Here is a 13,009-nt window from a genome sequence, read left to right as displayed (position 1 = left end):
TTAAGTTGTGTTTTTTGATTTGTGGCAATTACATTTAACTTGTTAAAAATCATCGCATTAACTATTAGATAAGGAATGCAAAATGATTATTAAAATTGATAATTCCTGACTTTAAATAGATTTTTTTTGCAAAAACTCTACATCGTACACAGGAAAAATTTTTAAAATTACTGGTAAAGGTGTAATTTAATTTAGTTAAGAATTTTAACAAATAAATTTTGAGATCTTAGATATTGATAGTTAAATCTATTACTTATTAATTATTTCATTGAATAAAAAATAGTTAATTGTTAATTGCAAAGTCTTAAATTATTATTCTACTGCTTGGCGATAAGGTTCAACTGCCTCACTATAGTCAATAGGAAGTACTGCACATATATTTTCATGGGGACGAGGAATGATAACCCATGATTCAAGGGTAGCACCTTCAACTTTTTCGACAGCATCAATTCCTGCCGCCATAGCAGTTTTTACCTCAGAAACATCCCCTCGAATATTAACGTTGAAACGAGCACTCCCTACACGAATATAACCAACAAGAGTTACTCTACCAGCTTTTACCATCGCATCGGCGGCGGCTAAAATACCCGGAAATCCTTTTGTCTCTAAAGATCCTACTGCTGCTTGAGAAGGCATAAAAAATTCTCCTTTAATAATGATTAAATAAAAATAAAGTTATTTATGAAATTATGGTCTTACGATCTAAAATTGTTTTTTTCTTATCGAATTATTAACAATCAAGAAATTAAATTTTTATGAGCGATAAGGTAAAGAAGTTTCTGTATATTCTATCGGTAGAACATCTACAACATTAGGAGGAGGATTAGGTACAATATAATGTGTTTGAACGACTCCGCCAAAAACATTACTTGCTTCTTTAATACCTTCAGCCATTGCTCTATTTACCTCAGAAACCGAACCTCGAATTGCAATCACAAAATCACCTTTTTCCGCTTTATCAAAATAAACTAAAGTGACACGGGCGGCTTTTACCATGGTATCAGCGGCGGCGAGAATCGAGGGAAACCCTAACGTTTGAATTACTCCTACTGCTTCAGGCATTGGTTATAAAAAATAAATAACAGAAAAATAATCTCACCTCGATATTTTTTTAACAAGCATTTAGTTGATAAATAAACATCTTGATTCGATTTTGCTGAAGGTAATTTTACCACCTATTGACCAATAATAAAACATTAATCAAACACAAGAATAAGTACTTTACTAGGTATAAATGGCATTCAGTCAAATAATAAAACGATGAATGATCAATTATTTATTAATAATAGTTACCTACTTTACGATGATGTACAGCTGTTAATCCATCTGGTTTTGAGACTCTTCCATTGGTAACTTTACTATATACTACCCAATGATCACCGCAATCCATTCGACTAACGACCTCACATTCAAGGTAAGCTAAAGCATCGATTAAAATTGGCGATCCATTCGCCCCCACTTGGGTTTTAACCCCCGCAAAACGATCAGCACCCGGGGGGAATCGTTTTAGAAAATGTTTCATTAACGGCTGATATTTCCCCTCTTCTAGGATGTTTAAAACAAAAGTATCTTCTACTTGTAGTAAAGACTCGATAGCCCGATCTTTTGCCACTGCAACGGTAAATCCGGGAGGATCAAAACTTGCTTGTGTTACCCATGAAGCTAACATCGCCCCACTAGCTTCTCTTTTTTGAGCTGTGATAATATATAAACCGCCACTAATACGCCCAATGGCTTTGTCTAAATCGCTATCAAGAGCTTTTCTTTGTTTAATACTTGCTTTTTTGGTCAGAATTTGTCCTAAATCAACCCCTGATTCTTCACATAGTTGATAGGTGGTTTCGTGGGGTGTATCCTTAATCCGTATAGCCGCAAAAGCAGAAGTTAAACCCAAATCTTGTAACTTAGTAGTAAGAGGATCAATAGGTTCATCATCTCCACCATAAGATTCATACAAACCAACAATTTGCTTATTATTAACACAGGCTAAAATTGCCCCCATTTTGTTACTGATTTGAGCATTATTTTGATCTGTTAATGGTGGCATTCCTAAAACAATTCCCGCTGATTTACCTATAATTTCAGGGATTTCGTGAATATCTGTGCCGTTAAGATCAATCATTTCAACGGTTATGCCTGTTTTTGTGATACCTTTAGCTATGGCTTGAGATAGGCGATCACTATAACCATAATCAGAAATATAAAAAACGGCAACGCTCTTCTCTCCTTTGCTTTGTTCGTTGCTCCAACGGTAATAACGATCAAGTAATTCTTTCACATTATGCTTTAAAATTGGTCCGTGACCATTAGCAACTAAGGTAATTTCTCCTAATTCTGACATCCGTTTCATAGCTGATAAGACTGATCTTGCATTAGGTCCCATCAAACATTCATAATAAAAACGATAATCAGGAGAAATGTCTCGCAAATTTTCATCATACAATTGAGCAGTGCAATAGTGCATTCCAAAAGCATCACAGGTAAAAATAGTTTGAGTGCCATGATCATAACTGAAAATAGTATCAGGCCAGTGTAAATTAGGAGCATTGATAAATTCCATTACATGACCATTACCCAAATCAAGGCGATCGCCATTTTTAACAATTTGCCGTTTAAAATCAAGATGGACAAAACCTTCTAAAAATTGAATAGCCACCTTAGAAGCCACTACAGTAATATGAGGATTAATTTCTAGCAAATCTTTGACTAAACCACTATGATCAGGTTCAGTGTGAGAGATGATTAAATAGTCAATATCTTGGGGATTAATAACTTGATTCAGACAGTCAAAATATAATTGTTTAAATTTGAGATGAGAAGTATCTACTAAAGCATTTTTCTCTCCTTCAATGACATAGGAATTATAAGTAGTTCCATTTTGTAAACCAAATTCAATATCAAATCTATCCCTATCCCAATCTAAAGAGCGAATCGCCGTGGTATTAGAGGCAATAACTTCTACTTGGGTAGTTAAACGTTGAGTAGTTTTAATAGGAGTCGTTACCATAAATTATTTTTCCTCTACAGTATTATTTTCTTATTAACCCATTATAGTTTTTCAAGCAAAAATACTTAATCATCAAGGATTTAATTACCGAATAAAATACATAAGTAAGGTCTTGAACATTTTTTAAAAATGTATTTGACGAAGAGCAAAAAAAATAAGAGATAGATACTTAATTAGCATCCTTAGGAAAACCAATTGTTAAAAAGTATTAAGAAAATTAAGCAAAAGTGGACTTCATATCGCACAATGATTTTCGGAGACAAACAAAACATCTTCAAAAAATCAAATAATTAATATAACCCTTGTCGGTTATACTAATGAAAAGAAAAAACTATCATCATGATAGAAATTTCAAAACTTCCTAACCAGTGGAAATAAAATTCTGGTTAAATTAATAAATACTATTTAATATTTTGTTTGGAGGAATCCATCAATGAGTATCGTCACGAAATCTATCGTGAATGCTGACGCAGAAGCACGTTATTTAAGCCCCGGTGAGTTAGACAGAATCAAAGCATTCGTTACTTCCGGAGAATCTCGTTTACGCATTGCTGAAACCTTAAGTGGTGCTCGTGAGCGTATTGTTAAAGAAGCAGGAAATCGCTTATTCCAAAAACGCCCTGATGTTGTTTCCCCCGGTGGAAATGCTTATGGTGAAGAAATGACCGCTACCTGTTTACGTGACATTGACTACTATCTACGTCTAGTTACCTACGGAATCGTAGCTGGTGATGTTACTCCCATCGAGGAAATTGGCTTAGTCGGCGTAAAAGAAATGTACAAATCTTTAGGTACTGACATTGGAGCTCTAGCTCAAAGTATCCGTGAAGCTAAAGAAGTTGCAAGTGGACTTCTCTCTTCTGACGATGCAAGTGAAGCTGGTTCTTACTTCGATTATGTTATCGGAGCTTTACAATAGGTTTTAGCTAAAATCCCTAAACCCTATTTGGTGCTAAATAATTTTAGTCCTGCAAAAATACTAAGCAAAAGTTAATTAAGAAGAAAGGAAAACAACAATGCAAGACGCAATTACTGCTGTAATCAACTCCTCCGACGTACAAGGTAAGTACCTCGATGCCAACGCTTTAGGTAAATTAAAATCCTATTTTCAAAGTGGTTCACTCCGTGTTCGTGCTGCTGGTGTCATCAGTGCTAACGCTGCTACCATCATTAAAGAAGCTGTAGCTAAATCTTTATTATATTCTGATGTAACTCGTCCTGGTGGCAATATGTACACCACTCGTCGTTATGCCGCTTGTATTCGTGATTTAGACTACTATCTCCGTTACGCTACCTATGCTATGTTAGCAGGTGATGTTTCTATTCTTGATGAGCGTGTACTTAACGGTTTAAAGGAAACCTACAACTCTTTAGGTGTACCCGTAAGCTCTACCATTCAAGCTATTCAAGCTATTAAAGAAGTAGCTGCTGGTTTAGTAGGTTCTGATGCTGGAAAAGAACTTGGAGTTTACTTAGATTACATCTCTTCTGGTTTAAGCTAATTGATTACTATTATTAAGTAATAAACGCTTAAAACTTAACTAAAGGTTAGGAAAGTCCAGAGTGAGTGCTAGTTTAGTTATACTTAACAACAGCTTAATTGATTTAGTATTGACTCTTGACTCCTAATCATTATTATTGAAACTTTACATAAAGTAATATTTAGCTCTAAATAATTAGGACTAAAAATTAACAGTTTTTATATAAACAAACTAATTTTCACAAAAAGTTTAAAAAGAGATTTAATCATCAAGGAGATAAATCCCCATGAGAATGTTTCAAGTTACTGCTTGTGTACCAAGCCAAAGCAGAATTAGAACTCAAAGAGAGTTACAAAATACCTATTTTACTAAATTAGTTCCTTATGATAACTGGTTTAAAGAACAACAAAGAATCCAGAAAATGGGTGGATCTATTGTTAAAGTTAAATTAGTTACTGGCAGACCTGGAGCTAATACTGGTTTACTTTAAAATAATAATTTTGATTATATTTCAATATAAAAATGAGGGCAGAAGTTAATGATTCTGCCCTTTTTTTGCCTTACAATAGGTAATTATTCGGATACATAATGATTTAATCTACGCTATTATATTTGTGTATAAACATAATATTAATATTAATCATGACAGACGTAAGTATTTTCAGTAATGGGGTAGCACTTGAAGGACTAAACACAACTTTAACCTTCACGATTGAGCTTTCTGAACCTGCATCTGATCCATTACAAGCGAATAGAACCTATTATTACAGCACTTTCAGTAATACTGCGACCGCAGGTTTAGATTTTACCGCGACCAATAATACCTCAATAGTTTTTGCTGTAGGAGAAAGAGTTAAAACCATCTCTATCATAATAGCTAATGATAACTTTGTGGAAGCTGATGAAACTTTTTTTGTCAATGTTTTTGATACCAATAATATAGCTACTCAGATATTGATAGCAACAAACTTCGGTACAATTACGGATGTTTTAACAGCAGATGTACCTACTACTTTATCAGCAAATGTTGACTCTTTAACCTTAACTGGCATCGCCAATATTAACGGTACGGGCAATGTTAACGCTAATAATATCATTGGTAATAATGGCAATAATACCCTGGATGGTGGCTCTGGTAACGATACCCTTAATGGTGGTGCAGGAGATGATAGTATCATTGGTGGTGCAGGAGATGATAGTATCATTGGTGGTACAGGTGTTGACTCTCTTTCTGGTGGTGGTGGAAATGATATTTATGTGATTGATGCCTCAGATAAAATTATCGGAGAAACTGATGGCGGTGGCGTTGACACTATTGAAGTTTCAACTAACTATGATCTAAGCGTACTCGGTATCAGTAGTAATATCGAAAATCTAACTTTAACAGGTACAGCTATAAGTGGAAATGGAAATGGATATGGTAACTTAATTCAAGGAAACAGTGTCAATAATCTCCTCGATGGGAAAGAAGAAAGTGATACCTTGCAAGGATGGGCTGGTGCAGATACCCTCATTGGTGGATTTGGTGATGATCTCCTTGACGGTGGTAGCGGTATCGATTCTTTAGTCGGTGGCGTTGGCAATGATACTTATAGTATCGATAGTGCCTCTGATAAAATTGTGGAAGTTGCTAACGAAGGTATTGACACAGTTCAAGTAGCCTACGGAAGTTATAGCATCGCCAGTCAGGCTAATTTAGAAAATATTAGCCTTATAGGATTATTACCAATTAATGCGATAGGGAATACAGGAAACAATTATCTTACTGGGAATAATCGGAATAACGTCCTTGATGGTGGTACTGGTAATGATACTCTCGATGGAAATGGTGGGATTGATACCCTTAAAGGTGGAGCAGGTAATGATACTTATATTCTTGATAATTCGGAGGATACAGTAGATTTAGTTTTAGAAACAGCTACTGGCGGTACTGATACTGTCATCACTAATTCTGACTATGTTTTAGCGGCTAATTTAGAAAACCTTCAATTATTGGGTAATGGAGATTTTTCAGGTACGGGTAACGCATTAGTTAATACGATTATTGGCAATGACGGTAATAACTTATTGGACGGGCAAGGAGGCAATGATATTCTGACCGGAGGTATTGGTAATGATACTTATTTTGTAGATAACTCAGGAGATGTAGTTCAGGAAAATAGTGCCGTAAATCAAGGCTTTGATACAGCAGTAATTAATTACAATACATCTACACCTTATGAATTAACAGACAGTGGCGATAAAAGATTTGTAGAAAATATCACCTTAGATGGACTAGCTTCAAGAGCAAAAGGTAATAGTTTAGCAAATATTTTACTGGGAAATGACGGTGCAGATACTCTTGATGGTGTTGCGGGGAATGATACCCTTAATGGTGGAGAAGGACAAGATGTTCTTATAGGTGGTACTGGTAACGACTTATATCGTATTAATCTAGGTGATAATGACCTAGTTATAGAAAATTCTTCCTCAGTAACAGAGATTGACACCATTGAAGCCTCTTATATTGGCACAATAGCCCCAGCTTATACATTATCTACAAATATCGAAAATTTCGTCTTTCTAGGTACTGCTAACCTTAATGTCACTGGTAACAGTTCTAATAATATTATTACAACAACAATTGGTAACGACATTTTGAATGGTGGAGATGGTAACGATAGCCTAAACGCTGGTGATGCTAATGATAGTTTAGTTGGCGGTGCTGGTAATGATACCCTCCTTGGTGGGAAAGGAAAAGATACCTTAATCGGTGGTGCAGGAAATGATTTTTATGTCACCGATACTGCTAGTGAAACTTTGACAGAGGCGGCCAATGAAGGTATTGATACCATTGAATCTACAGTTTCTTACACTTTGAAAGTTAACTTTGAAAATTTAACCTTATTAGGTACGACCAACATTAATGGTACGGGAAATAGTGTAAATAATATTATTACTGGTAATACTGGAAATAATACTCTTGATGGTCAAGATGGAGATGATAGTCTTCTTGGTGGAGGGGGTAATGATATTCTCTTAGGGCAAATCGGTAATGACACTCTCGACGGCGGTGTTGGAGTTGATACCTTCTATGGCAATGAAGGAAACGATGTTTATGTAGTTGACAATATTGGAGATGTCGTCATTGAAGGGATTAGTCAGGGAACTGATTTAGTTAACACTTCTATTAGCTATACTTTAACGGATAATGTAGAAAATCTTACTCTTCTGGGTACAACTGCCATCAATGGTACGGGCAATGCTTTAGATAATACTATTACTGGAAACTCAGGTGCAAATATTATTGATGGTACTTTAGGTAATGACACAATGATTGGAGGATTAGGCAATGACTCATACTATATAAATAGTCTCACTGATGTTGTCATTGAGGCTGCTACCTTAAACGGTGGTATTGATACTGCTTTTATTTCCATCAATAATGACACTTTAGACGGTAACGTAGAAAATTTAACCCTCATCAGTTCAGCTCTTAAAGGTACAGGTAATAGTCTCAATAACCTTTTAATTGGTAATAGTTTACCTAATAATCTCATCGGCTTAGATGGGAATGATTTTCTAGATGGTTTAGGTGGTAACGATACCCTTGTGGGTGGCAATGGTAATGATACTTATATCATCAATAACACTGGCGTGATAATTACAGAAGTTACAGGACAAGGTATTGGCTTTACCGACTTAGTTATTTCGTCCATTACTTATACTCTCGGTGCAAATGTAGAAAATCTCCAGTTAAGGGGTGTAGCAAATATTAATGGTACTGGTAATTCCCTAGATAATAATATCGCTGGAAATTTTGGGAATAATCTTCTTTCTGGTTCCATCGGTAATGATACCCTTATTGGTAATGAGGGAAATGACACTTTAACAGGAGATCAAGGCAACGATATATTAACCGGCGGTTTGGGTGTTGATTTATTTAATTATAAAACTAACCGCAGTTATAATGCTGCGGATATTGGTAGTGATACTATTCTGGATTTTAACAGTTCTCAAGGAGATAAATTAATTCTTGGCAAAACTACTTTTGGTTTAGCCAGTATTGTAGGAAATTCATTTAGTGTTCCTAGTGAGTTTGCTTCAGTAACTTTAGAATCTTTTGTGGATGTTAGTACGGCTAAAATTGTACATAGTCAACAAACAGGTAATCTTTATTTCAACGCCAATGGAACAACACCATTAGGTACATCTCTCATTGTTGATACTAATATAATATCAGCATTGTCTAATAGTGATTTTATTATTGCTTAAACTATCAATAGGGGTAATGGGCATTGCCCCCTATATTTATGGAGATTGGTACACGAAGTCCTGATAACTTAGAAAATAGCGGCAATTAATGTCATAATGAAAGACTGTCTAAATAGTTCGTTCCTTCAGAAATCAAGATTGATATGTTTGGGCGACACTGATAACTTTTTTTTGATGCCTTCGAGATATAATATACCCATGAAAACCAGTTGGATTAATCGTGCTGATCGTTTAAGTGCTTTACCCCCTTATGTTTTTGCTCGTTTAGATGAATTAAAAGTCAAAGCCAGAGAACAAGGTTTAGATTTAATTGATTTAGGTATGGGCAACCCTGATGGAGCAACTCCAGAACCTATTATTGAAGCAGCTAAAGTGGCTTTAAATGTCACAAAGTATCACGGTTATCCACCTTTTGAGGGAACAACAGATTTTCGTCAAGCTATTACCAATTGGTATCAAAGACGTTATCAAGTAGATTTAAGTGCTGATAGTGAAGCGTTACCATTGTTAGGCTCAAAAGAAGGCTTATCCCATCTTGCTCTAGCTTATATTAACCCCGGAGATACGGTTATTGTACCAAGTCCATCTTACCCCGCTCATTATCGAGGACCTGCTATTGCTGGGGCAGATATTTATGCACCTATTTTAAAAGCTGAAGAAGATTGGGTTTTAAATTTAAGTAGCATTCCTGAAGATATTGCTCGAAAAACAAAAATTCTTTATTTTAATTATCCGAATAACCCCACCAGTGCCACTGCACCCCGTAGCTTTTTTGAAGAAGTAGTATCTTGGGCAAAACATTATGAAATTATGTTAGTTCATGATTTAGCTTATGCAGAATTAGCCTTTGAAGGTTATGAACCGACGAGTTTACTGCAAATTCCGGGGGCAAAAGATATTGGAGTAGAATTTCATACCCTCTCCAAAACCTATAATATGGCGGGTTGGCGAGTGGGTTTTGTGGTAGGAAATAGCGATATTATTCAAGGATTGCGTACATTAAAAACTAATCTTGATTATGGTATCTTTAGCGTTATTCAAGCTGCTGCACAAACAGCATTACAATTACCTGATAGTTATATTCATGAGGTACAACAACGGTATCAAAAGCGTCGAGATTTCGTGATTGAAGGATTGAGTAAGTTAGGCTGGAGAATGAAACCCTCTAAAGCTACTATGTATTTATGGGTTCAAGTTCCTCGTAATTCCAATTCTACAGATTTTGCTCTGGATTTATTGCAAAAAACAGGGGTAGTTGTTACTCCTGGTAATGCCTTTGGAGAAGGTGGCGAAGGTTATGTGCGTTTGAGTTTGATTGGAGATTGTGATCGCCTTGGAGAAGCACTAAAACGCTGGGAAAATGCAGGAATACGTTATTAGGTTAAACACATCTAAGTTTAACTTTTTTGATTCATAATATATGCTTAATGATCAATCGCTAATTGTTTATGTTTTTTTCTCATTTATTAGCATTTCTTTTTAATTCTTCTCAACCAAAATTTTTACCCTTAATTTCATGGCAGGAGGCTTCTATTTTTCAGATACCTAGTGATCCTGATCCTCAAGTACAAACTATAATATCTAAATATCTACAAATTCTTGATGATCAAGGTCTATCCACTAATAAACAAGGGATTTGGATTCAATCGGATTGGTCTATTTTAGCCGAGCATCAAGGAAAAGTTCCTGCTCCAGCAGCATCTTTAACAAAAATAGCCACCACGATTGCTTCTATAGATAAATGGGGATTAAATTATCGTTTTACCACTAAAATTTATGGCATTGGGGAAATTAATAACGGTATTCTTAAAGGTGATTTAGTAGTAGAATCTGGAGGAGATCCTTTATTTGTATGGGAAGAAGCCATCATATTAGGAAATAAATTACAACAATTAGGCATTATAAAAGTAGAAGGTGATTTAATTGTTTTGGGCAATTGGCAAATGAATTATGAGGAACATTCCCTTAAATCCGGAGAGTTACTAAAACAAGCTCTAAACGAGAAAAATTGGTCAGGAATCATCGAAAAACAATATCAAAAGATGAAAGATAAGCCTATTCCGCCTAAGATACAAATAGAAGGAATAGTAAAAAAAGGCGATCACATACCTGATAATGCACAATTATTATTAACTCATCAATCTCTTACTTTAAGGGAAATTTTACGAGCGATGAATGTTTATAGTAATAATAAAATAGCAGAATCTTTAGCCCAACAAATAGGAGGAGGTGAAAAAGTTGGTGATATTGCATCTAAAATAGCCAACGTACCACAAGAAGAAATTTTATTAGAAAATGGTTCAGGATTAGGAGTTGATAACCGCATTTCACCCCGTGGAGTTTGTCGAATGTTGATGGCTTTAGATAATCAATTAGACAGTAGTGGTATTAACCTCGGTGACTTATTCCCTGTGGCGGGAGTCGATAAAAAAGGTACAGTAGAATATCGCAATATCCCCTATGGTATCCCCACCAAAACAGGAACATTATCGGTAGTAAGTGCCTTAGCAGGAGTTATACCCACTGTGCAGAGAAATCATGTTTATTTTGCCGTGATTAATTACGGTAGTGATATAGAAGATTTAAGAAAAAAACAAGATATTTTACTGAGAAATCTTGAACAACATTGGACTTTTAAACCTCTATTACCTACAAAATCAATTGATATTTCTTTCGGGGAAAATAGATTATTGTAAATGATTAATAGACTTTTTTGAGACTTTAGGCAATAGTAGTTATATAATTTTTAGTTGTTGGAGATGTTTTTTTTATTTATAACCAACAATAGAAACAGTATAAGCGATATTATTTGAATCCTCAATCAATACATTTGCCTGATAAGATTGTTTACTTGTGGAAATACGAAATGTTAAGGAATAAGTTTATCCTCTTTCCATTGCCACATTACGGCTATAAAAAGTATCAGATATATTGTCAGAATATTTGAAACGAATAGAAACTTCATAATTAGATTTTCAGGAATCATTGTAACTATCAAAAGGTTATAGGTTTTTCTTATATTAACTTCTTTAAAGCTTTCACATTTATCTTTTTAGGTTTCTGCTTGTACAGATGTGTTAATAAAACAAAGAGACGTTATTTAATAATTATTTTTATTCATTGTGATTTATTTTTGTGCCGTTTTGCTAAAAATAACTTAAACCATCCTCTTCGCCAAAAATAATAAATCATACCCCAGGCAATCAAAAACATTAACACTAAACAGACAAAATAGCCCCAACGCCATGTTAATTCAGGCATATACTGAAAATTCATGCCATAAAGTCCAGCAATAAAAGTTAAAGGAATAAAAATACTAGAAATAATTGTGAGTAAAGTAATTACTTCATTCATTTTATTACTCATGGACGAGATTAACACATCCATTAAACTTGATGCTAACTCTCGATAGGTTTCTAAAATATCTAAAATTTGGATGGTGTGATAATAACAATCTCGAAAATAAATATAAACTTCTTTTGTAATTAAATCATTATCTTCCCTCGTTAGTTCATTGAAAAGATTACGGAGAGGCCAAATTGAACGTCTTAAAGCTAATAATTCACGTCTAACATTATAAATTTCTTGTAATGTATTCTTACTAGGATCCAATACAATTTTATCTTCTAAATCTTCAATTCTTTCGCCATAATCTTCTAAAACGGGAAAATAATTATCAATCAAGGTATCTAATAACAAATAAGCTAAATAATCTGCGCCTAATTGTCTTACTTTTCCTTGATTAAGCCGAATACGTTCTCTAACTTTAAAAAAATCATCTATGGTGTCTTCTTGAAAAGTTAATAAATAATTTTTTCCTAGTATAAAACTAATTTGCTCAGAAGTAAAACCTTTTTCATTTTGATTCGGTTTTATTGAATGAATTATAATTAATAATTGATCAGGATAATCTTCGATTTTAGGTCTTTGAGGAACACTGACGACATCTTCTAAAATCAAAGGATGTAGTTTAAAAACTTGTCCAATTTCAGTGAGAATATTCTCCGTACCTAATCCATCAATATCAGCCCAAGAAATCATATTATTTGTTAGACATGAAATGCAATTTTTAGGTTGTACATTTAGTGAATGACGAACATTATTTTTATCATATTCAATCAAAGTAATATTAGATGGTAACGCTGATGGATCAATCGTAATACTACCAGGTTCACTTCCTGGTTCATCATAAGAATAATCGAAATAATCTTCTTCTTCTTCTTTGAAGGATGAATTAGATAACATAATGAAAAAATTCCGAAAATAA

At 34.5% G+C, this 13,009-nt stretch carries 10 protein-coding genes; 6 read left to right on the top strand and 4 right to left on the bottom strand.

Annotation, left to right across the window (positions count from 1 at the left end; translation table 11 throughout):
* Nucleotides 1-312: 312 nt before the first annotated feature.
* The 3 genes from GM3708_RS12895 to GM3708_RS12885 form a co-directional block, all read right to left on the bottom strand.
* Complete coding sequence (locus GM3708_RS12895; RefSeq protein WP_066347706.1) at nt 313-636, bottom strand: carbon dioxide-concentrating mechanism protein CcmK; 324 nt, start codon at nt 634-636, stop codon at nt 313-315.
* Between the two features lie 117 nt (nt 637-753).
* On the bottom strand, nt 754-1,062 hold the full coding sequence (locus GM3708_RS12890; protein WP_066347703.1) for a carbon dioxide-concentrating mechanism protein CcmK: 309 nt from the start codon (nt 1,060-1,062) through the stop codon (nt 754-756).
* A 217-nt stretch (nt 1,063-1,279) separates the two neighbouring features.
* On the bottom strand, nt 1,280-3,007 hold the full coding sequence (locus GM3708_RS12885; protein ID WP_066347700.1) for a diflavin flavoprotein: 1,728 nt from the start codon (nt 3,005-3,007) through the stop codon (nt 1,280-1,282).
* 433 nt (nt 3,008-3,440) lie between these two features.
* Here GM3708_RS12885 and GM3708_RS12880 point away from each other — a divergent pair, with 433 nt between their 5' ends.
* From GM3708_RS12880 to GM3708_RS12855, 6 genes are all read left to right on the top strand, one after another.
* Nucleotides 3,441-3,926 (top strand): allophycocyanin, encoded by a 486-nt coding sequence (locus GM3708_RS12880; RefSeq protein ID WP_066347695.1) that lies wholly within the window; start codon nt 3,441-3,443, stop codon nt 3,924-3,926.
* Nucleotides 3,927-4,023: 97 nt separating this feature from the next.
* On the top strand, nt 4,024-4,509 hold the full coding sequence (gene apcB, locus GM3708_RS12875) for an allophycocyanin subunit beta (RefSeq protein WP_066347692.1): 486 nt from the start codon (nt 4,024-4,026) through the stop codon (nt 4,507-4,509).
* Between the two features lie 265 nt (nt 4,510-4,774).
* A complete protein-coding gene (locus GM3708_RS12870) occupies nt 4,775-4,978 on the top strand; it encodes a phycobilisome linker polypeptide (RefSeq protein WP_066347689.1) in 204 nt (67 codons plus the stop codon).
* 152 nt (nt 4,979-5,130) lie between these two features.
* Nucleotides 5,131-8,742 (top strand): Calx-beta domain-containing protein, encoded by a 3,612-nt coding sequence (locus tag GM3708_RS12865; protein ID WP_066347687.1) that lies wholly within the window; start codon nt 5,131-5,133, stop codon nt 8,740-8,742.
* A gap of 198 nt (nt 8,743-8,940) precedes the next feature.
* Nucleotides 8,941-10,122, top strand: a complete 1,182-nt coding sequence (locus GM3708_RS12860) for an aspartate aminotransferase (protein WP_066349461.1) — start codon at nt 8,941-8,943, stop codon at nt 10,120-10,122.
* Nucleotides 10,123-10,190: 68 nt separating this feature from the next.
* Nucleotides 10,191-11,438, top strand: coding sequence for a D-alanyl-D-alanine carboxypeptidase (locus GM3708_RS12855; protein ID WP_066347684.1), 1,248 nt, complete (start codon nt 10,191-10,193; stop codon nt 11,436-11,438).
* 421 nt (nt 11,439-11,859) lie between these two features.
* Here GM3708_RS12855 and corA read toward each other — a convergent pair whose 3' ends face one another.
* Nucleotides 11,860-12,987, bottom strand: a complete 1,128-nt coding sequence (corA, locus tag GM3708_RS12850; RefSeq protein ID WP_066347682.1) for a magnesium/cobalt transporter CorA — start codon at nt 12,985-12,987, stop codon at nt 11,860-11,862.
* Between the last annotated feature and the right edge of the window lie 22 nt (nt 12,988-13,009).

The sequence above is a fragment of the Geminocystis sp. NIES-3708 genome (genome assembly GCF_001548095.1).
Taxonomy (GTDB): domain Bacteria; phylum Cyanobacteriota; class Cyanobacteriia; order Cyanobacteriales; family Cyanobacteriaceae; genus Geminocystis.
The sequence above is the reverse complement of the archived record's forward strand: the minus strand, read 5'-3'. Positions and strand labels throughout refer to the sequence as shown.